Origin of the sequence: Saccharopolyspora pogona (assembly GCF_014697215.1) — a bacterium.
Taxonomy (GTDB): domain Bacteria; phylum Actinomycetota; class Actinomycetes; order Mycobacteriales; family Pseudonocardiaceae; genus Saccharopolyspora; species Saccharopolyspora hattusasensis.
Map to the genome: position 1 here is coordinate 3,444,437 of NZ_CP031142.1, position 24,598 is coordinate 3,469,034.

The following is a 24,598-nucleotide window of genomic DNA, read 5'->3' on the forward strand; positions in this document are numbered from 1 at the left end:
AGATACTCGCTGAGCTTGTCGTTCTCGTTCATTTGGAACCCTCACTGGACACGGAATTCGGCGATAAGGTGCACCCGTCGATGCCTTGGTCGATGAGCCGGAAAAGCTCTTCGTTCGTGGCCGCGTTGAGCCGAGCGGCGATGTCGCCGGATCGCTGGCCGATAGCCGGTTCCGGGTCGGTGACGGTCGCGTCGGCATCTGGTGGCGGCTCGCCTGGCGCGAGGTTCGCGCGGAGATATCCGGCGACCGCGAGCGGCGTCGGGTAGCTGTAGACCGTGGTCGCCGCCAGCCGCAGTCCGGTCGCCGCGGAGAGCCGGTTCCGCAGGTCCATGGCGGCGAGCGAGTCACAGCCAAGACTGAGGAACGTGGCATCCGGTTTGATCGCGTCCAGGCTCGCATGGCCCAGCGCGACGGCGACGTGGGCCCGGACCAGCCGGAGAAGCTCGCGCTGCTGCCCAGCTGGGCCCAGCGCCGCGAGCCGCCGACCGAGGGAGTCGGCCTCAGTCTCGACGGGCGCGGCGGACGGGTGCGAACGCGCGACGGCGACGAGCCCGCTGAGCAGCGGCGGGATCGTGCCGCCGAGGGCTTGCGTAAGTAACACTTGCCGGTCGAGCCGGATGGGTATGACGGTGTGGGCCGAGCCGCGCAACGCCGCGTCGAAGAGACCGAGTGCCTCTTCGGTCGGCAGTGCCGTCAAGCCGGTCGTGTGGTGCATGCGTGCCAGGTCCACAGTGGTCAGATGGCCGGTCATCCCGCTCGTTTCGGCCCAGTGGCCCCATGCCATCGAGACGGCGGGCAGTCCCTCGGCCCGTCGGTGTGCGGCCAGCGCGTCCAGTACGGCATTGGCGGCGGCATAACCCGCCTGTCCCGCGTTGCCGAGCACACCAGCGGCGGAAGAGTAGAGGATGAAGGCCGCCAGCTCGAGATGCCGGGTAAGACGGTGCAGATTCCAGGCGGCGTCCACCTTGGGACGCAGCACCGCGTCGACCCGGCCCGGGGTGAGGTTGCCGATCACAGCGTCGTCGAGGACTCCCGCGGCGTGTACCACCGCGACCAACGGGCGACACTCGGGAATCCCGTCCAGCACGGCGGCCAGCGCCGCCGGGTCCGCGGCGTCGCAGGCCACGACAGCGGCTTGACAGCCCAGCGCGGCGAGTTCGGCGGTCAGCTGCGCGGCTCCCGGCGCTTCGGCCCCGCGGCGGCTGGTCAGGACGAGGTGCCGTACTCCGTACCGCGTCACGAGGTGGCGCGCTGTGATCGCACCGAGTGTGCCAGTACCGCCGGTGATCAGCACCGTGCCGTGGTCGGTGAACACGAGAGGCGCGGCGTTGCCGACGCCCGCCGCACGCCGCAGCCGCGGCAGGTGGACAACACCGTCGCGAAGAGCAAGCTGAGGCTCAGCGGACTCGCAGGCGATGCGCAACGCCGACCGGCTCGCGGTGGTCCCGTCGAAGTCGATCAGCTGTATCCGGCCGGGATTCTCCGACTGGGCCGAGCCCACCAGACCCCACCCGGCCGCAGCCGACAGCGCGGGCGCCCGATCGACGAGGCCGGTCGTGACCGCGTTGGGGATGACCAGCGACAGGCGCACTTCAGCGAGCCGGTCGTCGGCCAGAAACTCCTGGACAAGCGCCAGCATCCGATGCGTGCCGGTATGCACGCCCGACACGACGTCGTCGTCCGATCCCGGGCGTCCACCCGGCGGTACGGGCACGGTCGTCAGCACCACATCCGGTGCCGGAACACCGGCGGCGAGCGCACGACGTAACGCCGTCAGGTCCGGATAGTGCGCCGCGCCGTCGATCCAGGACCGCGGCGAGTCCACGCCGGTGCCGCCCACCGTCGCGAGCACCATGGTGGGGCCGCGGTCAATAGCACTGGCGGGCGGTGCCGCAGGCGCCCAGCCGAGTACATGGAGGGAGTCCTGCGCGGTAGGTGCGGCGAGTTCGCCAGTACGCAACGTCACCGACTCGATCGTGGCGAGCACCGTGTCGTCGGCTCCGACGAAGGTGGCGCGGACGCGGTCTTCGGCGGTAACCGTGAGATGGACCCGTGCGCTGCCGACCGCTCCGGCGTACACCTGGGCCCTGTACCAGGCGGACGGAAGCCTGACCGGCTGGTCGTGCCGCTCGGCGTCCACCGCGATGAGCAGCGGGTGCAGGGCCGCGTCGAGCATCGCGGGATGGATACCGTAGCCGCCCGCATCGACGTCATCAGGCAGCGCGAGCTCCGCGTAGAGATCCCGGCCTTCCCTCCACAGCCGACGGACGCCCTGGAGCGCCGGTCCGTAGTGATATCCGAGTCGGCTCAAGTGTTGGTAGGCCTCCGCCAATGGCACGGCGCGTGCCCCGGCTGGGGGCCACACCGGTGGCGGCTCCGGTGCGGACAGGCCGCCAGGACCCACGAAACCGGAAGCGTGCAAGGTCCATTCGGCAGTGTTCCGGGCGCCGGTGGCGATATTCCGAGGGCCGGTGGGTTCGGGACGCGTGTGTACGGTCAGGGATCGACGACCGTCGTCGCCGATCGGGCCGGCGAGCACCCGGACTCCATACGTCACGTTCTCGTGTGGCCCCAGCGGAGCGTGCAACGCCAGTTCTGCTACGTGCGCGGCGCCGAACCGCGCGGCGGCGTGCAGTGCGAGGTCGAGGTACACCGTCGCGGGTACCCGCGCAGCGCCGGCCACTGCGTGGTCGGAGAGCCACGGCTGAAGTTCGAGGCCGATCCGGCCGGTGAAGCAAACTCCCCCGTCCGGGAGGTCGACGACCGCCGTGACCAGAGGATGCACGCAGGCTTCCTGCCCGAAGCCGGTGGGATCACCGCCCGCGTCGGCGAACCGGGTCTGGCGCAACCAGAAGTGCGAGCGCTGGAAAGCGTAGGTGGGCAGGTCCACCGCTCGGGCATCGGCCCCGAAAGCGGGAGTCCAGTCGACGGGTACGCCGTGTACGCAGGCCTCGGCGACGGAGGTGAGGAACCGGTTCAGCCCCCCGTCGTCGCGGCGAACCGACCCCAGCACGACCGCGTCCTTTTCGAGCTGTTCGATCGTGTCGGAGGTACCGACGGTCAGCACGGGATGCGTACTCGACTCGATGAACGCTCCGATCCCGTCCTCGAGCAGCCGCTGGATGGCCAGGTCGAACCGGACGGTTTCACGCAGGTTCCGGTACCAGTAACCGGCGTCCAGCTCCACGGTGTCCACGCGGTCCCCGGTGACCGCCGAATAGAATGGGATTTCCGAGGAGCGCGGCGTGATGTGTGCCAGCAGATCGGCCAGTTCGGATTCGAGGGCTTCGACCCCGACGGAGTGCGATGCGTAGTCCACCGGAATGGTGCGGGACTCGGTGGCGGCGACGAGTTCCCGCAGCGCCGACAGTTCGCCGGAGACCACAGTGGACACCGGACCGTTGACCGCGGCGATGTCGATCCGGCCGTGCCACGGCTCGATCAAGGCCCTGACGTCCTCGACCGGCCGCGACATCGCCACCATCCCGCCGCGCCCGGCCAGCAGGCGGCGAATCGCCTGGCTGCGCAAGGCGACGACCGAGGCGGCGTCCTCAAGGCTCAGCGCACCCGCGACACACGCGGCCGCGATCTCGCCCTGCGAGTGACCGACGACGGCCGAAGGCTCGACGCCGTAGGACCGCCACAGGGCCGCCAGCGACACCATCACCGCGAACAGCGCGGGCTGAACCACGTCGACCCGCAGCAAGGCGTCGGCGTCACCCAGCACCTCGAATAGATCCCAGTCGACGTACTTCTCCAGTGCTCGCGCGCACTCGGCCAGCCGGTCCGCGAAGACCGTGGACGTCCCCGCGAGCTCGACGGCCATTCCAGCCCACTGCGAACCCTGGCCGGGGAAGACGAGCGCGACCCGGCGCGGCGTGCCACCGTCACCGGTGATCACCTCGTCTCCGACGATGACCGCACGGTGCGGCAGCCGAGCACGTGTCGTGGCCAACGAGTACCCGATGTCCGCTGTGGCCAGGCCGGATTCCGCGGCGAACGTCGTCAGCCTCTCGATCTGCGCGGGCAGCGCCGAGGCGGTCCGAGCCGACACGACCCATGGCACGACCGAGGGCACGACCCGATCCCCGGCCGGGGGCACAGACTCGCCTTCTTCGATGATCACGTGCGCGTTGGTCCCGCTGACCCCGAACGAGGACACGCCCGCGCGCCGGGGCCTCCCGGACGACGGCCACGGCACCCGCTCGGTCAGCAACTCAACGGCACCGGCAGTCCAGTCCACCTGTGGCGTCGGTTCGTCGACGTGCAGCGTCTTAGGCAATGCGCCGTGCCGCATCGCCTCCACCATCTTGATAATCCCGCCGACACCGGCTGCGGCCTGTGCGTGCCCGATGTTCGACTTCAAAGAGCCCAGCCACAGCGGACACTCCCGATCTTGCCCGTAGGTGGCCAGCACCGCTTGTGCTTCGAGAGGATCGCCGAGGCGTGTTCCCGTGCCATGCGCCTCGACCGCGTCTACATCGGCGGCCGACAGACCGGCATCGGTGAGCGCGGCCCGGATCACGCGCTGCTGCGCGGGGCCGTTGGGCGAGGTCAGGCCATTGGAAGCACCGTCGGAGTTGACTGCGGTCCCCCGGACCACAGCCAGCACCCGGTGTCCTTTCCGGCGAGCGTCCGACAGCCGCTCCAGCACGAGGACGCCCACACCCTCCGACCAGCCCGTGCCGTCGGCAGCGGCCGCGAACGACCGGCACCGGCCGTCCGGCGACAATCCGCGCTGTCGGCTGAACTCCACGAACAACGACGGAGAAGACATCACGGTCACGCCACCGGCGAGGGCCGTCTCGCACTCGCCGCGTCGCAGCGACTGCACTGCGAGGTGCAGCGCGACCAGTGACGACGAACACGCCGTGTCCACGGTCAGTGCCGGGCCTTCCAGCCCCAGCGCGTAGGCGACACGACCGGACGCCACGGAGGCGGCGGTCCCGCTGGCGAGGTAGCCCTCGACCTCGCACGAGCCCGACGGCGCGTTCAGCTGCTGGGCACCGTAGCCACCGGCCATCACGCCGGTAAACACGCCGGTTTGGCTGCCCCGCAACGAATCGGGGTCGATTCCGGCCCGCTCGAAGGCCTCCCACGAGGTCTCCAGCAACAGCCGGTGCTGCGGGTCCATCGCGACAGCTTCACGCGGTGAGATCCCGAAGAACGTCGCGTCGAACAGTCCGGCGTCCGGCAGAAAGCCGCCTTCACGGACGTAGCTGCGACCGGCCCGTGCTGGATCGGGGTCGAACAGGTTGGCCAGGTCCCAGCTGCGGTCCACCGGGAACTCGCCGATCGCGTCGGTGCCGGTCTCGACCAGCCGCCACAACTCCTCGGGTGACCAGACTCCGCCGGGGTAGCGGCAGCCCATCCCGACGATTGCGATCGGTTCTGCGGCCGAGGCAGTCCCGGCTGCCACGGTGGCCGGCTCGGTCCGGGCGCCCGCCACCAGGTACTCGGCGACGGCGGCGGGAGTGGGGTAGTCGAATACCAGTGTCGCGGGCAACCGGACCTGGAACCGCGCATTGAGGCTGTTGCGCAGTTCGACTGCGGTCAGCGAGTCGAACCCCATCTCTTTGAACGCCCGGCCGGTGTCAATCGCTTCCCCGGAGTCGTGTCCCAGAACGCTCGCGACCTGCTCGCTCACCAGGCGAAGCACGGCCTCACGCCGTTCGACCGCGGGGAGCGCGGCGATCTGCCGGGGCGACGTGTCCCGCTCCTGGGCGGCGCGGAAAGCCCGCGGGCGGACCATTCCACGCAGCATCGCCGGTATGGAGTCGTGGGTCCGGAGTGCCGCGAGGTCGAGTCGGACCGCCGTTACCGTCGCCGGTGCGGTCAGGCTGGCGTCGAACAGCGCCAGCGCCTCGGTCACGGACATGCCGCCCACGCCGAACCTGGCCAGCCGAGCTCGATCGGAACCGGTCAGATCGCCCGTCATGGTGCTCGCCTCGGCCCACAGCCCCCAGGCGATCGACGTCGCGGGGAGTCCTTCCGCCCGCCGGATCTCGGCGAGTGCGTCCAGCGCGCTGTTGGCCGCCGCGTAGTTGCCCTGGCCGGGCGTGCCGAGGACACCGGCTACCGACGAGAACATCACGAAGGCCTTGAGGTCCTTGTGCCGGGTGAGTTCGTGCAGGTGGAGCGCGGCGGTGGCCTTCGGCGCGCGGACGGTGGCCAGCCGTTCGGGCGTCAACGACTCGATGACACCGTCGTCCAGCGCTCCCGCGGCATGCACGATGGCGGTGATGGGGTACCGGTCGATGACCGCGGCCAGTGCCGCGCGGTCGGTCACATCGCACGCGACGATCTCCGCGCCCAGTTCCGCCTGGAGTTTCCCGGCCCCGGCCGATCGCGGTCCGCCTCGACTCAGCAGGACCAGCCGGACGCCGTGCCGGGCCAGGTGGCGCGCGACCGCGCCCCCGATCGTGCCTGTTCCCCCGGTGATCAAGACGCAGTCCTCGGCCGTCCACGGTGTGGTCACCGCGGGTTCCACGGCTTGTAGCCGCGGTGCGGTAAACCGGCCGTCGTGGATCCACAATTCGGGTTCGCCGATGGTCAGGACCTCGTCGGGCGAAACGGTCTCCGGCGAATCGGTGTCGACGAGGACGAACCGGCCGGGCTGTTCGGAAATGGCCGATCTGATCAGCCCCCTGATCTCGGCCTGCTCCAGGTTCGTCCTGGCGTTGTGGGTGACCACGACCAAACGCTCGTCCTGGCGGTTCTGCACCTCCGCGAGAACCCGCTCAACGGTGGGCGCCACGATGATCGTCACGCCGGTGGAATCGACACGGGTGGGGCGTGCGACCTCGACCGGCTCGACGGCGAGCAACGTGCCCGCGTCCCGGGCGAGGTGCTGAGCCGGAATCGGTCGCAGGGTCAACGGCCCCGCGGTGAGGACCGGGTTTCCGGCGTCATCAGCGGCCTGGATTCCTGTGGGAGAGAGCCTCACCCGGAGACTTGACGCGCCGGTGCTGTGCAGTGCCACGTCGCGCCACTCGAACGGCAGCCCGTCCGAGTCGAGTACAAGGGCGTGCAGTGCCGCATCGAGCAGCGCCGGGTGCAGCCCAAAACCGTCGGCGTTCCCCGGCAGCGCGACCTCGGCGAAAATCTCCTGACCACGCCGCCAGGCCCGGCGCAGGCCACGAAAACCCGGTCCGTACTGATATCCCTTGTCGCGCAGCGTCTCGTAGGCGTCGCTCAGGTCAATTTCGGTCGCGGCGGGCGGCCACTCGAGAAGCGGCGTGACGGGCGGTGCGCCCGAAGCGAGGATGCCGGTGGCGTGCGAGATCCAGCGAGCATCGTCCGGAGCGTGCTCGGCAAGCGAGTGGACCGCGAACCGGCGGCGACCGGCTTCGTCTCCGGCCGCTACCGTGACTTGGAAGCGGACCCCGCTGCCGCCGGACGGCAGCGGCAGCGGTGCCACCAGGACCAGTTCCTCGACAAGGTCGCAGCCGAGGCGTTCACCGGCGCGGAGCGCGAGTTCCACAAAGGCGGTCCCCGGGAACAGGACCACGTCGTGCACGGCGTGGTCGGCCAGCCAGGGCTGAGCCGTCAGGGAAATCCTGGACGTGAACACCACCCCGCCGGACTCTGGCAACGCCAATTCGGCCCCGAGCAGGGGATGTTCCGGAGCGACCAGGCCGAAGTCCTCGGCGGCGGCGGCCCGGACACCACCCTCCAGCCAGTACCGCTTCCGTTGAAAGGCGTAGGTCGGCAGATCGATCCGCTGCCCGCGCGCGATCGACTGCCAGTCGACGGCAACACCGTGCACGTATGCCTCGGCGAGCGCGACGGTGAACCGATCGATCCCGCCCTCGCCACGGCGCAGCGATCCCAGCGCGGTTGTGTCCAGCGCAGGCACCAGCACGGGGTGCGGACCGCATTCGATGAAGACGTGCCCGTCGAGCGCTCTGACCGCTTCGTCGAACCGGACCAGCTGCCGCAGGTTCTCGTACCAGTACTGGGCGTCCAGTGCGGTCCCGTCCACGAACTCGCCAGTCACCGTCGAGAAGAACGGTATGTCCGCCGCACGCGCCGTGATCGGAGCGAGCAGGTCCAGCAGTTCGTCCTGTACCGCCTCGACCTGCGCCGAGTGTGAGGCATAGTCCACGGGGATCCGCTTCGCCCGGTCCCACCGGACCAGCAGTTCCTCCAGTGCGTCCTTATCTCCGGCCACCACCGTGGATCGCGGGCCGTTGATCGCGGCGACGGAGATACGGCCGTTCCAGCCGGCCAGGCCGGCGCGGACCTCCTCGACCGGAAGCGGAACCGAAACCATCCCGCCATGACCGGCCAGCGAGTCCCGTATCGTCCGGCTCCGCAACACCGCGACGCGGGCCGCGTCGCGCAGGCTCAGCGCCCCGGCGACGCAGGCCGCCGCGATCTCCCCCTGCGAGTGGCCGATCACAGCCGCGGGCTCGACACCGTAAGACCGCCACAAGGCAGCCAGCGACACCATGACAGCGAACAACGCGGGCTGGACGAAGTCCACCCGCCCCAGAGCATCGTCGTTCCCGAGCACTTCGACGAGATCCCAATCGGTGAACTCGGCCAGTGCCTGTGCGCACTCGGTCATCCGCGCGGCGAACACCGGCGAAGAACCGATGAGCTCCAGCGCCATCCCCGTCCATTGAGAACCCTGGCCGGGGAACACGAAGACCGTGCCACCACGATGACCGACGCCTTCCACGACGTTACCGGCAGGGGTTCCCTCGGCCAGCGCACCCAACCCGGCGATCATCCGCTCGACGTCTTCACCGAATACGACAGCTCGATGCTCCATCGCCGACCGGTGGGTAACGGACGAATAGGTCACGTCCGCCAGCGCGGGACACGACCGGAGGAATTCCCTCATCCGCGCGGCCTGACCTCGCAGCGCCCCCCGGTCACGCGCCGAGAGCACCAGCGGCATCGGGCCGGGCGAAACCGCGACGGCATCGGGCTCGGGCTCCGGGTGTTCGGCCGTTGGGACCTGTTCGAGCACGACGTGTGCGTTCGTCCCGCTCACGCCGAACGACGACACCCCCGCCCGGCGCGGCCGACCAGTCTCCGGCCACTCGGCCGCCTCGGTCAGCAGCTCGACCGACCCGGCCGACCAGTCCACATGGGACGTCGGCTGGGTGACGTGCAGTGTCTTCGGCAGCACGCCGTGCCGCATCGCCTGAATGATCTTGATGACACCGCCGACTCCCGCGGCCGCCTGGGCGTGCCCGATGTTCGACTTCAAGGAGCCCAGCAACAGCGGCCGCTCGCGCTCCTGCCCGTATGCGGCCAGCAACGCCTGAGCCTCGATCGGGTCACCCAGCCGAGTCCCCGTGCCGTGGGCCTCGACCGCGTCCACCTCGGACGGCCGAAGCCCGGCGTCAGCCAAAGCCGCCCGGATCACCCGCTGCTGGGCCAGGCCGCTCGGCGCGGTCATCCCGTTGGAGGCGCCATCCTGATTGATCGCCGAGCCCTTCAGTACCGCCAGTACACGGTGGCCGTTCCGGCGAGCGTCCGACAACCGTTCCACCAGCACCACGCCGACGCCCTCGGCCAGGCCGAAACCGCGCGCATCGTCGGAGAACGCCCGGCACCTGCCGTCCGGTGCGAGCCCGCCCTGCCGGGAGAACTCCACAAACATGCCCGTACCCGCCATGACCGTGACTCCGGCCGCGACCGCGAGGCCGCATTCACCACGTCCGACCGCCTGCGCGGCAAGGTGCAATGCGACCAGGGACGACGAGCACGCCGTGTCCACGGTGACCGCCGGGCCCTCGAATCCGTACAAGTACGACATCCGGCCGGACAGGACGCTGCCGGTGTTGCCGGTGAAAACGTAGCCCTCGACCTCCGTCCCCTGGTCCATCCGGGGCCCGTAGTCCATAGTCATCGCGCCGACGAACACTCCGGTCCGGCTGCCACGCAGTGAGATGGGCGCGATCCCGGCCTGCTCGAACGCCTCCCAGGAGGTCTCCAGCAGCAACCGTTGCTGCGGGTCCATCGCGGCGGCCTCGCGCGGGCTGATGCCGAAGAACCCCGCGTCGAAGCGATCCGCGTCGGTCAGCAACCCGGCTTCCCGCTGGTAGAACGTGCCAGCCGGGCGGGCCCCGTCGTCGTAGGTGGCGGCGAGGTCCCAGCCCCGATTGTCCGGGAACGCCGACACGGCATCCACGCCATCGCGCGCCAGTCGCCACAGCTCATCCGGGGTGCCAGCGCCGCCCGGGTAACGACAGCCCATGCCGACGATCACCACTGGGTCGGCATCCGAGGTGGAAACCACCGGAGGATCTTCCGCTTCTGGCAGTCCGTCCCGTGGCGTGACACCGGTCAGCGTGACCCGGAGCAGTTCGGCCACCGCGGCCGGAGTCGGGTAGTCGAACACCATGGTCGCGGGCAAGCCTGTTCCCGCGACCGCGGCGATCCGAGTGCGAACCTCGATCGCGGTCACCGAGTCGAAGCCCAAGTCACGGAACCGCATCTGCGGGTCCACAGCCTCCGCCGAGCCCAGCAGTGCCCCGATCTCCTGGCAGACGACCGTGGTGAGCAAGGCCCGCTGATCCAGTTCGGAGAGCCCGGAGAGCCGTGCGCGCAGAGTGCACTCCACGGGCGCCGCAACGTCGGTAGCGGCTTCCGGAAGATCCACGAGATGCGGATCGTGACCCGCGTACACGGCCTCCCAGTCGATCCGGGCGCCGTCTACAAACAGTTCCCCCAGCGTCCGCACGACCTTGTCCAGATCTGCGTGACCGCGCCGGACCGAAGCACGGACGGCAGCGTGTGCACCGGCGGACTCAACGGTCTCCTCCATCGCCGCGGTGAGCACTGGATGCGGGCTGACCTCAAGGAATATCTCGTTGCCGTCGGCGAGAGCGGCCCGGACCGCCGGTTCGAACCAAACCGTGTTGCGCAGGTTGCGACACCAGTAGTCGGCGTCCAGCAGCACATCTTCGGGCAGCGCTCCGGCGGTCATCGACGAGTAGAAGGTCACCCTGGGCGGTTGGGGTCGCACCGGGGCCAAGGCCGTACGTAGCTCAGCGGTGATCCGCTCGATGTGCGCGGAGTGCGCGGCGAGGTCCACCCCGATCGTCCTCGCTTCGATGCTCTGCTCGGCGAGCTCGCCGAGCAGCCGCGTGGCGACGTCGGCATCACCGGAGACGATCACCGCCCGTGGGCCGTTAACCGCGGCGATCTCCAGCCCTGGGAGCAACCGCGACCGTACGACATCTACCGGGGCCCGCATGGATATCATCGCGCCCTGCCCGGACAACGTCGCCTGCAACCGGCTCCAAAGCGCGGTGATCCGCGCACCGTCCTCAAGCGACAACGCGTCGGCCACGACGCCGGCGGCGATCTCACCCAGGCTGTGCCCGAGCACCGCGGACGGCTCGATCCCGTACGAACGCCACATCGCCGCCAGCGAAACCATTACGGAGAACAGCACGGGCTGCACGACATCCGTGCGGTCCAGCGAAGCCGCGCCGGGAATATCGTTGACCACATCGGACAGTGACCAGTCGAGGAACGGCGCGAACGCCTCGACGCACTCCGACATCCGCGCGCGGAAGACTGGCGAGGACGCCATCAATCCGACTGCCATACCACGCCACTGTGGCCCCTGACCGGGGAACACAAAGACGACTCGACGTGGCGTATCACCGTCGAGCGGGCCTCCCTCAGTCAGTCCGACAGACCCGCGTCCTTCGGCGAGCGCCGACAGTGCTTCGACGAACCCGGCGCGGGTATCCGCGGTGAGCGCGGCGCGCGTGCTCAGGACCTGACGCTGGGCGAGCGACCAGCCGATGTCCGCAGGCAACCACTCCGGTCGCGCGCGTAGCCGGTCCCGCAGCGCACCGGCCGCTGTCCGCAGACGACCAGTGTCGACCGCAGATAACCCCCACAACAGCGAATCGCGCCACACCAGAATGTCACCACCTTTCAACCGCCTCCGAGTGGCAAATCCCCCGGTCGGCGTGGTTGCATAATTATTGCCGGACTAGCGACTAAAATTCCTTATTTCCCACGCTTGACATAGACACTGCAAGCGGCACGCGAATGCGCTCCACCTCAGCCGATTCAAGAGTCAGCATGGACCACAGTTTCCCCGTCCTGGAGCGACAAAGTCGACGGTCGCCGCCCTACTTCACACCCTGTACCCGCGGCCGAGATGATACATCGGCATCAGCGGAAAGAATGGATCCACCATAACGAATAGAGCGCCACCGAAAGCGGACCCGTTCGCATTCCTGTTGAACCTTCCAACCCGATGGACAACTTTGACTTTACTCAATCCTTCCGCTATATCGGACACCCCGAATGCCAGAAAAAGGAACGGCGGCCAAAGGTTCAACCGCAGTCGAACCTTTGTTGGCGATCCAATTACCGTCATGTCTCACCGTAACAGTGGGGGGTGACCTACCTAAAAGGACACTGGTGACGTGTACCCTTTGGATGCTCAAGGTTGCCCGAACGTACAAGTACTGTTCCGTGCTCCCATAACTCGACTTACGAGACTCTGCCGGGCGGCAACCAAGTGATCGTCGCGCACGCCGAGCCGCAGGGGCGCGAGGTAATAGACGCCTCTCCAGCAGTTGCGTCGGTGAGCTCTACGCTACCGCAGGTCAGCGACCGTGCTGCCCCAGCGATCCGCCGATGCGGATACGTTTCCTGAACCACACGCCGCGACATCCCTAGGCCCACTGCGTCGTAACCGCCGGGTTCTTGACTTCCTCCCCACGCCTAAAGGCGGGGGAATCCAACCTTCACAGGTTGGGTTTCCTGCTTCATAGCCGACTGCGCGCGAGCAAGCTCGCCCCGGCTTACACCAGCTCCACAGGCATCGCCGGATTTCCACCCGGCTACCGCTCGACCAGCGGCAAGGATGTTCTTCGCGGCGTTGTGGTCCCGGTCGTGCCGAGTGCCGCAGTCGGGGCACGTCCAGTGCCGCACCGACAGTTTCAGGTTCTTCAGCAGGTGCCCGCAGTTCGAGCAGGTCTTTGAGCTCGGGTACCAGCGGTCAACGACAACGACGATCTTTCCCGCTCGCTCGGCTTTGTATTCGAGCTGGCGCCGGAACTCGCTCCACCCGCAATCGGAGATCGCCTTGGCCAGTTTTCGGTTGCGGACCATGTTCTTCACCGCGAGGTCTTCGACCGCGACCAGGTCATTGTTACGAACCAGGTCCGTTGAGGTGCGGTGCAGGAAGTCCTGCCGCGCGTGCCGCACCTTGCGGTGCGCCCGGGCAACCTTGGCTTGAGCCTTGCGGCGGTTCGCTGAACCGCGCTGCATGCGGGCCATCTGACGTTGATAGCGGGCAAGGTTGCGGGCCTTACGGTCCAAGTGGCCGGCGTTGGGGATCTTCTCCCCGGTAGACAGGACAGCGAAGTCCTTCACACCCAGGTCAACGCCGACCGTGCGGCCGGTGACCGGGGCGTGTTCGGGCTCGTCGGTGTCCACGGCGAAGGTCACGTACCAGCGGCCGTCAGCCTCGCCGGAAACGATCACCATAATCGGATTCAGAGACTGAAGAACCTCTGCACCCCAGGACCACACATACTCAAGCGGCGTGTTGTGCTTGGCCAGCTTCAGCTTTCCATCGCGCAGGCTAAACGCGCTGCGCGTGTAATGCGCCGACTGACGTCCGTTACGCGACTTGAAGCGCGGGTAGCGAGCACGTCCAGCGAAGAAGTTCGCGTAGGCGGTGTGCTGGTGCCGCAACGTCTGCTGCAACGGCACCGACGACACCTCGGACAGAAACGCCAGTTCTTCGGTCTTCTTCCACGCGGTCAGCGCGGCGTCGGTCTCCTTGTAGGAGGTCTTTGTGCCGGTTGCGTGGTAGGAGCGGTGGCGTTCGACGAGGGTCTTGTTCCACACGAGGCGAACGCACCCGAACGTCCGGCCCAGCTGGGCCGCTTGCCAGATCGGCCGCTGATGACGCTCAGCCGATCCTCCACCCGCGCTCGCTCCAGCAACGCACCATCGAGCCCGCCGAGCTCCACGACGCCAGCTCGAGCCCGTTCCCCCTCGCCTTGTCAGACCGTCGCACCGTCGTCGTCGAGTTCCCAGCGATCGTCTCGGGCTCGCCCCGACCCCACGGCGACGGCCAGCTCGCGCAGAAGGGCAGGCCCAACCTCGGACCACCCGATCAATGACAACGGACCGACCGCGTCGAACGCCGCTCTCCCCCAACGCCCCGACAACAACGAATCAGTCACATTCAGCGCCAAGGTCGCAACGCTCGCCGCGAGCAACAGCCGCCGCGCCGGGCGCAGCACCGCCTCGCTCGCGTGAGCCTCAGCCAGATGACGAGTCGCGACGAGCAGGCCGACCACGGTCAAGTCGACCGCCGGTGCCACTAGCTAGCACTAGCTTGACGTTTCAGCCTCGAAGGCTGGTTCGGGTGAGCGAGTCGAGCGCGCGACGAAGTGCGCTGTCTCCTCGTGGTTAGTGGAGCGGACGAGTTCGGCGAAGCCGTGTTTGTACAGCAGGCGGACGTGGTGGTCGTCGGGGGCCGGTTCGGGCACCTCGTCGTGTTCCCGGGCCGAACGTGTGATTGCGGGGATGTCCAGGCGGTAGGTGCGTTTGGCTGACCAGTGGTCTTCGCCATCGATTTTGATCAGCTCGGCGTCGGCCATGCCGCGACGCGCTGGCTCCGGCAGTGGGCGGGTGTCCAGGTCGTACCGGATCACTTCGTGCAGTGCCCAGCGCCACCGCACGGGGGCCGCGGGTTCGACGGTGGTGGTCCACCACTGTTGGACGAGTTCGGCGAATTCTTCGGTGGAGAAGCAGTATTCCAGCGCCGGGGCCAGCGAGTCCGGGTCGGCGGTGGAGCTTTCGGCCGCCTCGCGCAGCAGCGTCGCGCCCGGGTGGCTTTGCTGTGCCTCGATGAAGTCCGCCAGCGAGAGGATGCAGGTGGATTGGGTCCAGCCGAGCACGGCGCGGAACACCGGCCAGATCTCGCGCAGTACCAGGTTTTCGGCCAGCAGCCGTGCCCAGAACAGGAAGCGCTGCATCCGCATGTTCTCCTCCAGCGAGATGCCGCGGGCCGAGAGCACGTACTCGAAGTCGTCCCGCTGTCCGCGCACGGTGATGAAGCCGTGCAGCTCCCGCTGGTCGGTGAAGTCGGTGTTCGGCAAGAGCAGCAGCGGGTAGGCGGCGATGCGGGAGACGTGCTTGGCGAGCTCGTCGTAGCCCTTCAGGAAGGTCTCCGGGGTTTCTCCGGGAACGCCCCAGATCAGCTCGGCGTAGCAGTCCAGTCCCTCGGCGGCCAACCACTCCGCCAGCTCTCTCCACTGGTTGATCTTCATGTTGTGCCGGTTCATCAGATCCAGCGTGGAATCGTTCAGGGTCTGCAAGGCGAGGGTGAACGAGCTGCCCAGTCCCACCTCGCGCATCCGGTGCACGATGTCGCGGAACACCTTGGACTTGTTCTTCGCCCAGGAGGTCTCCAGTGCCCGTGGATAGCCGTGCTGTTCGCGGATCTCGATGAAGTCCTCGATGAAATCGGCATCCTGGCGCAGCATCCCGAAGTTCGCGTCGCAGAGCACGACCGTGTGCGCTTTGACCTTGGCCAGCACCTCCAGCTCTGCGCGCAGCCGTTCGCGCGAGAACGCGCGGACCTTCTGGCCCACCGCGCCGCCCCAGAAGCAGAACGAGCAGTGGTAGGGGCAGCCGCGGTTGGTCTCCATCAGCGCGACGTCGTAGCGGAAGTCACCGTGCTCGTCGACCAGCGGCATGACGCCGGTGAGGATCGGAGAAGGGATCACGTCCAGGTCGTCGAGCCGCGGCTGCTCCTCGGTGGTGACGATCGTGCCGTCTTCACCGCGGTAGGAGATGCCGCGGACCTTCTCGTAGGAGATACCCTCCACCACCGCCCGCAGCAGCTCGACGAAGGTGATCTCGCCCTCGCCGTTGACCACCACGTCCACGTCGACGTTGCGCGGCAGCACCCGTTCAGCCTGGTTGGCCACGTGATTGCCGCCGAAGACCACGACGGCCTCCGGGTTGGCCTGCTTGACCGTCTCGGCAACCGACTCGAACTGGCGAACGTTCCAGCCGAGCACGGAGAACCCGATCACATCGGGCACCCCGTCCCGCAGGATGTCCACCGCCATCTCCAGCGCGGTCATCGAACCTGATGCGTTGAAGATCCGCACATCGCAGTGTTCGCCGAGCTGCTCGCGGGTCACCGCCGCGAGGTAGCCCGCCGCCAGCGGCATCGATTCCTTGGCCATGTGCCAGACGCCCTGTTGAACCAGCGCGACCTTGATCGTCTTCGTCATAAGCGCACGTTTCGTAGCGCCCCGAACCGGTCGGGGCGGGACTGGTGTGGGGGCGGGCCCGACTATGGCTCGGCGTGGACCTCGGGGATGCCGGGGCCGATCATGCGAACTTCGTCGGTGGTGCTGCTGCGCTGCGCGAGCCAGGTGCGGACGGGGTCGGCGTTGGCGACCGCGTTGGTGCCCGAAAGCAGGTCAGCGTGGCCGCCAGTGCCGGTCTGCACCCGGACCTCTCCGCTGGTCAGCTGCTGCCAGTAGCCACCCCAGGAGGTGCCATCGCCGTCGGCGCGCAGCAGCAGGACATCGACGTCGAGTTCCGGTGGGAGGGGCACGTTTGCGTACCAGTTGGCGTAGCGCTCGACGACGGCTGCGACGCGCTCGCGACCGGTCTGGCGGACGTGCGCAGCGAGGTTCGGGTCGTTGAGCACCTCCTGCACCATCGTCGCCGCTGTGGCGCTGGTGGCCGGTTCGCGCTGTTGCGGGGGCGCGGAGTCGAGCAGCACGAGTCCGTCGACGCGCTCGCCGCGATCTCGTAGAGCCAGTGCGGTGGCGGCCGCGAACACACCGCCGGCGGAGTAGCCGACCAGGAACCGCGGGCCGTGCACCTTGGTCGCGGTAATCAGTCCGGCTGCTTCCTCCACGGGATCGGTAGCAGCGTCGAAGGGGAAGTCGAAGCCGTAGCAGCGGAACCCGAGGTGCTGGGCGAACCCCGCCATGGCCCAGGAGTGCCCGGCGATCGGTGGGAAGCAGTACACCGCGTTGCCCTCTCCGTCGGCGAGGGGCTTCAGCGGGCTGTTGGCCGCCGGGCGCTGGTCGATGAGCTTCGCCAGCGCAGCTGCGGTCTGGGCCCGGTAAACGTCCACGATGGACACGTCGCGGTGCAGCTCCTCGCGGATCCGGATGGCCAACAGCGCCGCGCCGAGGCTGTGGCCGCCGGCGACGAAGAAGTTCTCGTCCAGCGAGACCGTGTTGTCGGCCAGCACCTCGTGCCACAGCGGCAGCAGGACGCGCTCGGTCTCGGTGCGGGGCGGCCGCGCGGCAGCCCGGCGGGCCTGCTCCGGAGAGGGCAGCGCGTTTCGGTCGATCTTGCCGTTGGCGTTGCGCGGCAAGCTCTCGACCACCACGACGTCCGCCGGTACCGCAGCGGCCGGCAGGAACCGGGTCAGCGCTGCGCGCAGCCCGAGCGGGTCGGGATCGGCGCCCGGTTCGGGCAGGACGTAGCCGCACAACCGCAGCTCGTCGGTGCCGGGTGCCGGGTGGACCACCGCGGCGGCCTCTTGCACGCCGGGCAGCTCGCGAAGCTTGTGCTCCACCTCTTCGAGCTCGGTGCGGTGGCCGAGCAGCTTGACCTGCGTATCCACCCGCCCGACCAGCACCAACGAACCGTCCGGCAGCCGCCGGGCGCGGTCGCCGGTGCGGTACAGCCGCCGGCCGGGAAGTGACGGCGAAGACGTCGTGAACTTCTCATCAGTGAGCTCAAGAGCCGACAGGTAGCCGATGGCCAGCCCGGTGCCTGCCAGGTGCAGTTCGCCGACGACCCCGACCGGTTGCTCCACGAGGTGCTGGTCGAGCACGTGCGCGGTGACGTTCGGGATCGGGAACCCGATCTGCACCGGTCCGCCATCGGTCGCGGTGGCCGGGTCGATCTCGGCGGCGCAGGCGATGTCGGTGGCCTCGGTGGGCCCGTAGATGTTGTGGATCTTCGCCCGGCAGGCACCGGAGTCCAGCCACGGCCGCAGCCGTGCCAGGTCCGGCGTCTCACCGCCCAGCGCCAGGTGCAGCAACGAGCGCATCGCCCGGAATCCGTCGGCGGCGGCCAGGTCCAGAACCGGGTACACCGCAGCGGGCACACCCGGATTGAGCACCGTGACCTCGTCGCGTTCCACCAGCTCCAGCAGTACTCGCGGGTCGTACGCGGCATCCGGTGCGAGCACCACGGCCGCGCCGGAGACCAGCGGAGCCAGGTAGTTCTTGATCGACGCGTCGAAACTGCAGGCGATGATCTGCGCTACTCGTGCGCCCGTGCGCAGCTCGCACACGTCCCGGTACCACCACAGCAGGTTGACCAGCGACCGCATTCCCACTTCGACGCTCTTGGGGGCGCCGGTGGAGCCGGAGGTCTGGATGACGTAGGCGGTGGCATCGGGCGAGTGCCGGTTCACCGGCGGGCGAACCGCGGCCAGGGTGTTGAGCGCTCGGGTGTCGTACTGGATCTTCTCCGGTGGAGGTTGGCGGCGGGCCGTGGCCGTGCGGTCGACGTGCAGCAGCACGTCGTAGGCGTAGGTGGTCAGCTCCTCGTCGTGGAACGCCATCGGCGTGACCTCAACGGCCGACAACTCCGGGAAGTGGTGCGGCAGGTCTTCGAAGAACGCCGCGGGGACGAACAGCGCGTCCGCTGCCGACATCGGCCGGCCACCGTGCTCGGCCCGGTGCCGAGCGGCCACCGAGGCGAGAAACTCCTCACGGCGGGCGGCGTCCCACACATGCCCGAGGTAGACCGCGCCGCGCTCACCGACCCGACCGATCGCTTCGCCCAGCACGGTGCGCAGGTAGTTCACCCCGCCGAAGCTCTGCACCACGCTGTTGAACACCACGACGTCGAACGGCCCGTCCGAGTCCGGCGGCAGCTCGTCGAGGTTCAGCGCACCCAGTTCGTGCAGCGAGACGTTGTCCAGCCCCTCTTCCTCGCGCGCCCGCTCCGCCCAGCGCAGCACCCCGGCGGCCGGGTCGATACCGACGTAACGCCCCACCTTCGGTGCCAGACCGCGCAATGTCGTGCCGGTCCCGCACCCGATCTCCAGCATCGCATTGTCCGGTCCCAGGTAGTCCGCGATCTTCCCCGCGGTCGCCCGCACGTAGGTCTCCAGCGTCTGGTCGCTGATCCGCGCCCCGGTGTGCGGGCTGCGCCAGCCGTTCGCCGAGATCGGGTCGTCGGAGTGGTCGGCAACGTAGTTCCACAGCTCGAGGCTCATCCGGGTACCCGCAGGCTCCAGCTCGGCGAGCACGTCGGCGGAGTCCACGCAGATGCAGGCTCGGGTGGGTTCGCTGTTCCAGAACAGATCGTTGTGCACGGCGACCAGGTCCCGCTCCGAGATCAGCACCAGCGGACGGGTGTCCCGCATCAGCGAGTGCAGCCGGGCGCTGGGCAGCTCGGGGTTCAGCGGCACGTAGGCCCCTCCGGCCTTGAGCACCGCGAGCATCGCCACGACCAGCCGGTACGAGCGGCGCAGCAGCACCCCGACGTGCACACCGGGTTCGACGCCCTGGTCGACGAGGAAGCGCGCGAGCAGGTCGGCGTCCGCGGCGAGCTCCACGTAGGTGTGCCGGGTGCCGCCGTCGACCACGGCCACCTCGTCGGGGGTCGCGGCGACCTGCTCGGCGAACAGCTCGCCGACGGTGCGGTCGGCGGGGAACGGGCGGGCGGTGGCGTTCGCGGCGCTGGCCGGCTCGTCGTCGCCTTCCCACAGCTGGATGTCGGACAGTTTCACGCGCGGACCTCCGATGTGACAGCTCGGGCCAGCCGCTCAAGCGCGGCCAGGTAGCGGTCGACGGTGCCTGGGCGGAACAGCTGCCCGTCGTACTCGAACTCGACGCGCAACGCGCCGCCCGTGTCGTGCACGTACAACGTCAGGTCGAACTTGGCAGTGTCCAGAGGGATTTCGACCAGCCGGGACTGGTCGAGGAACAGCTCATCGGCAACACCGTCGGTGCTCCCGGGGGCCTCCGGCGAGGCGCCGAAGACGTCGGCGAAGTTCTGGTAAGCGAACATCACGTTGGTCAGCGGCTGGGTGCCCGCGGTGCGCTTGGGGTTCAGGTCGTGCACGACCACGTCGATCGGGCAGTCCTGCTGCTCCAGCGCCGCGGTCAGCGCCGCCGAGGTGTGCGCGACCAGCTCCGGGAAATCCATGTCCGGGGCGGGGAACAGCCGGATCGGCAGCACGTTCACGAAGAAGCCGACCAGCCGCTCGATGTCCGGGTGGATACGGGCGGCGGTGCCCATCCCGATGCAGATGTCCTCCAGCGCGGTCAGCCGGTGCAGCAGCCAGCCGAACAGCCCGAGGAACACCGCGGCGGGCGTGCATTCGGCGTCGGCGGCCAGTACTCGCAGCCGCGCGGAGAGTTCCTCGTCGAAGGTGCGGGTGCGGGTGCCGCCGCGGAACACTTCCTGCTCGCCCGAGCCCGGGAAGTCCACCGGCAGCGGCAGGTGGTCGGGTACCCCGGCCAGTCGTTCGCGCCAGCCGGGCGCGCGGGAGGAGAGGTCCCGGCCGCGGTCCCAGACTGCGAAGTCGCGGTAGCGGGCGGGTGGTTCCGGCAGGTCGGGCCGGGTGCCGCGGCGGGCCGCCCGGTAGGCGTCGTTGAGTTCCCGGGACAGCACCACGATGGACCAGCCATCGCAGATGATGTGGTGCAGCGTGAGCACCAGCCAGCTCCGGCGGTCCGGCAGCCGGATCAGCACCGCCCGGCCGAGTGGGGCGTCGGCCAGGTCGAACGGGGTCTCGCTGTCGTCGCGCACCACCTGCTCGGCGGCCTGACGGGGTTCGGCGGCGGTGGTGAGGTCCACGGTGCGCAGCGCGATGGTGGCCTCGGCATGCACCCGCTGCCGGACCTCTCCCCCACGGATGGTGAACGAGGTCCGCAGGCTCTCATGCCGTTCGATCACTGTGGACAGCGCTTGCTCCAGTGCGGGCTGGTCCACCTCGCCCTGCTCCATCACGATCGGCACGTTGTAGGCCAGCGATCCGCCGAGTTGGTGCAGCGTCCAGAGTCGTTGCTGCGCATGGGAAAGCGGGTAGTCCACCGCTTCCGCCGCCCGGGGCAGTCCGGTCTGCGCGACGATCTGGTCCTGCTCGGTGATCGCGCGGGCCAGCTCCCGCGGGTTGGGGTGGGAGTAGAAGGTGCTCAGCGGGATGGCGCGCCCCCAACGCCCGAAGATCGCGTTGACCAGCCGCATCGCTTTCAGGCTGTGCCCACCGGCAGCGAAGAAGTCCGTGTCCGCAGACAACCCGCTGGTCCCCAGAACAGCGTCGAAGAGCGCGGCGAGCTCGGTGGCATCGATCGCGGCCGGTTCGGGCAGTGCATCCACGGGGTCGTACACCGTGGACATCAGCGCTGCCGCCTCGTCCGCGAGGGCTGCACGGTCGATCTTCCCGTTCGGCGTGTGCGGCAGCTCCGCTCGGCGCACGAACCGGCTCGGCATCATCCACGGTGGCAGTTGGGTGCGCGCGTGCGCCCGCACGTCATCGTCGGAGACCGAGTCCTCGGCGGTGTGGAACGCGACCAGGTCGGTGTCCCCCATCCCGTCCGGAACGGCCACCACCGCGGCCTCGGCCACGCCCGGGCAGGACATCAACACGTTGCCGATCTCGCCGGGCTCCACGCGGTAGCCGCGCACCTTGTACTGGTTGTCGAGTCGCCCGAGGAACTGCAATCCGCCGTCCGCGCCGAATCGGCCGAGGTCGCCGGTGCGGTAGATCCGCGCCCCCTCGGCTGTGGTGAACCCGGCCGCGCCGGGTCTGTCCGGGTGCAGGTAGCCCAGGGCGAGCCCGGCGCCGCCAATGCAGATCTCCCCGCTCTCACCGGGTGCGACCGGCTCAAGCCGCTCATCGCGGACGTCGACGCTCACCCCGGGCAGCGCGGCACCCAGGCCGAGCGTGTTGCCGGGCAGCGAGGTCTCCCGGTCCACGCGCAGGCAGGTTGCGTCCACTGTGGCCTCGGTCGGGCCGTACATGCTCCAGACCACCAGATCCCGCCAAGCGGGCCGGTTGAGCAGCCGGCGCACGACCGCGGTCGGCACGGCCTGCCCACCGGTGACCACATGGCGCAGCGCGAGCCCGGAGTCCTCCCCCAGCCCGGCGTCGACCAGGGCCCCGAGCAACGGCGTGACCACGTTGATCAACCCGACCTGGTGCCGCGCGATCAACTCCAGGAAGCGCCGCGGATCTCGCCGGTCGGCCTCCCCTAGCAACAGCAGCGTGCCCCCATTGGCCAGGCAGGACAGCGTCTGCTGGAGGGCGGCGTCGAACACCAGCGGGGCGGACAGGGCCTCGACGGTCCGCCCGCCCAACGGGGCATAGAGCATCTCCTGCAACCCGCCAACCAGATTGACCAGGCCACCGTGGGTGATCTGCACGCCCTTCGGGGTGCCGGTCGAGCCGGAGGTGAACAGGACCGCCGCGACGTCCCCCGGCTCCGGCACCACATCGAGCGCGGGCGCATCGGGTTGGTCGGGTGTGAGCACGGTGATCCCGTCGGATGCGCCGACGCCCGCCATCGCCTGCCGCCCCGCTTCGTCGGCGACGACCACCGTGCAGCCGCTTTCCCGCAGCAGCAGCCGGATCCGCTCCACCGGGTATTCCGTGGTCAGCGGCAAGTGAGCGAACCCGGCCGACATGACGCCGAGCAGCGCGGAGATCGCCCACTCGGTCCGGGCGGTGAGCACCGCGACCGGCGCGCCGCGGGGAAGCCCGGAGGCCAGCAGCGCCGCGGCCAACCGGTCTGCCCGGGCGTGCAGCTCGCCGTGGCTGACCCGGTGTGTGGACCCGTCGCGCTCGGAGATCACCGCCGGTGCGCCCGGCTCGCGCACCGCCTGCGCCCGAGCGAGCGCGATGCAGGTCGTGCTGGCCGGCGGCGCGCTCACGAGCGCCGCCGGGTGGCGAAGGTCCCGTTCACCAAGTACCCGTCCAGCCCGTGCTTCTCGCCGTAGCCGATCAGATCACTGGTGCGGTTGATGAAGCCCCGGCCCGAGTAGTTCAGGGAGGTGTTGCACAGCACGCTGTACCCGGTGATCTCCCGGAACGCGGTGAGCAGCCGCGCCATCTGCGGGTTCTGCTCCGGCGTGATCGTCTGGGTGCGCGCGCTGCCGTCGACGTGCGTGACCGCCGGCAGGGCGTCGGTGCGCACGTCGCTGAAGTAGAGCATGTGCGGGTCCGGGATCGCCCCGCTGAACCACTGGTGTGCGTCGCTCTCCAGGCAGATCGGAGCGATCGGCCGGTAGCCCTCGCGCTGCTTGATCGTGTTCAGCCGCTCGTGCGTCTCCCGGGTGAACGGCGCGGCGAGGATGGATCGGTTGCCCAGCGCGCGCGGCCCCATCTCGTAGCGGCCCTGCACCCAGGCGATCACGTTGCCCTGCTCCAAGAACCGGGCGACCGCGGCGTCCTCCAGCGGGCGCACGTCGTACACCGCGGGATCGAAGGTCGCGTCCTCGACGAACTCCTCACCTGCGTAGACGTCCCAGCTGACGTGCGCGGTCCCGGTGTGGTGCAGCTGCGCATCGATCGCGGTGCCGAGCGCGGAGCCGCTGTCGTTCGGGCATGGCGGCACGAACACTTGCGGGAACAGCCCGCACTCGGCCCAGCGCCGGTTCCACTCGCAGTTCAGCCCGCAGCCGCCGGAAATCAGCAGAGGCAGGCCCTCCGTGAGGTTCTGGGCCGCGTAGTCGTAGAACCGGGCGAAGATCGCATCGGAGAACTTCGCCGCGATGTTCTTGTACTCCTGCGACAGGACTCCGACGTTGTGGTACGGCGACCACTTCACGTCGCCCTTGGCCAGCCCCAGCACGATGCCGTCCTGGGCGAGCAGGAACTCGATGAGCTCCTTCTCCTCCGGCAGCACGGCACCCTGCTCGGCGAACCCGGTCAACGCCATCTGCTTGCCCGCGTCCTGGAACCGGAAGTGCCCCGGCAGGTCCGGGAACTTCGGGTCGGCCAGCGCGAACATGTACGCGTACTTGTTACCCGGGTCGGTGAGCACGTGCTTGAGGTGGGTCACCTCACCGCGCTCGTCGATCCGGTAGAACGAGCCGATGTTGCCCTCCCACACCAGGCAGTAGGCGGGCTCCCCCATCGCCACGGGCCCCAGTCCGTAGGCGGTCATGATGTGCGAGCGTTCGTGGGTGGAGGAGAAGATCCGTGTCTCGCGGCCGAAGAACCGCCCGGGTTCGTCGGTGACCGAACCCGGTCCGATGCCGAAGTAGCCGGTGCGCGACGGCGGCTCGACGGAGTGCCAGCCCTTCACCCATCCACCCACCGCCACGACATCGGGGTGGCGGGGCAGACGATCTGCGGCCCGCAGCAACAACTCGGCGGTGAGCCGGTCGTAACGGGGGTAGGAGTCCTTCTCGGCCTCCATGGAGAACAGCAGTTGTCCGTCCTCGATGGCGGCGACCGCGCCGTCGTGGCCTTCCTTGAACGACAGGATCAGCAAGCGAGATCAGCTCCTCGGTGGTCTGGATCGGATTGCACGACTTCGTCCGGTCGGGTCGAGGTGCTCGGTTGATGGGGGTCCGGAGTCATGGCGTTCCTCGTTCCGGGATCTCCGTGCTTTCGCACGCCACGTCTTCAGTGCTC

At 68.9% G+C, this 24,598-nt stretch carries 7 protein-coding genes; all 7 read right to left on the reverse strand.

All coding sequences use genetic code 11. The features are described from left to right. Positions 1 to 28 precede the first annotated feature (28 nt). Entirely contained in the window at positions 29 to 11,896 is an 11,868-nt protein-coding gene (locus tag DL519_RS15775; protein ID WP_190815894.1) for a type I polyketide synthase, read from the reverse strand. Between the two features lie 818 nt (positions 11,897 to 12,714). Beyond that, positions 12,715 to 13,896, reverse strand: a complete 1,182-nt coding sequence (locus DL519_RS15780) for an RNA-guided endonuclease InsQ/TnpB family protein (protein ID WP_190824003.1) — start codon at positions 13,894 to 13,896, stop codon at positions 12,715 to 12,717. Between the two features lie 110 nt (positions 13,897 to 14,006). After that, positions 14,007 to 14,312, reverse strand: coding sequence for a hypothetical protein (locus tag DL519_RS15785; RefSeq protein ID WP_190824621.1), 306 nt, complete (start codon positions 14,310 to 14,312; stop codon positions 14,007 to 14,009). A gap of 27 nt (positions 14,313 to 14,339) precedes the next feature. Next, the gene (locus tag DL519_RS15790; protein WP_190815896.1) at positions 14,340 to 16,256 is read right to left on the reverse strand and encodes a KedN5 family methylcobalamin-dependent radical SAM C-methyltransferase; all 1,917 of its coding nucleotides are present in this window, start codon (positions 16,254 to 16,256) and stop codon (positions 14,340 to 14,342) included. Between the two features lie 62 nt (positions 16,257 to 16,318). Then, complete coding sequence (locus DL519_RS15795) at positions 16,319 to 19,741, reverse strand: AMP-binding protein (protein ID WP_190815898.1); 3,423 nt, start codon at positions 19,739 to 19,741, stop codon at positions 16,319 to 16,321. Next, on the reverse strand, positions 19,738 to 22,890 hold the full coding sequence (locus tag DL519_RS15800) for a non-ribosomal peptide synthetase (protein WP_190815900.1): 3,153 nt from the start codon (positions 22,888 to 22,890) through the stop codon (positions 19,738 to 19,740). Before DL519_RS15800 ends, DL519_RS15795 begins: the two co-directional genes overlap by 4 nt. After that, positions 22,887 to 24,455, reverse strand: a complete 1,569-nt coding sequence (locus DL519_RS15805; RefSeq protein WP_190815902.1) for a carbamoyltransferase C-terminal domain-containing protein — start codon at positions 24,453 to 24,455, stop codon at positions 22,887 to 22,889. Before DL519_RS15805 ends, DL519_RS15800 begins: the two co-directional genes overlap by 4 nt. Positions 24,456 to 24,598 lie beyond the last annotated feature (143 nt).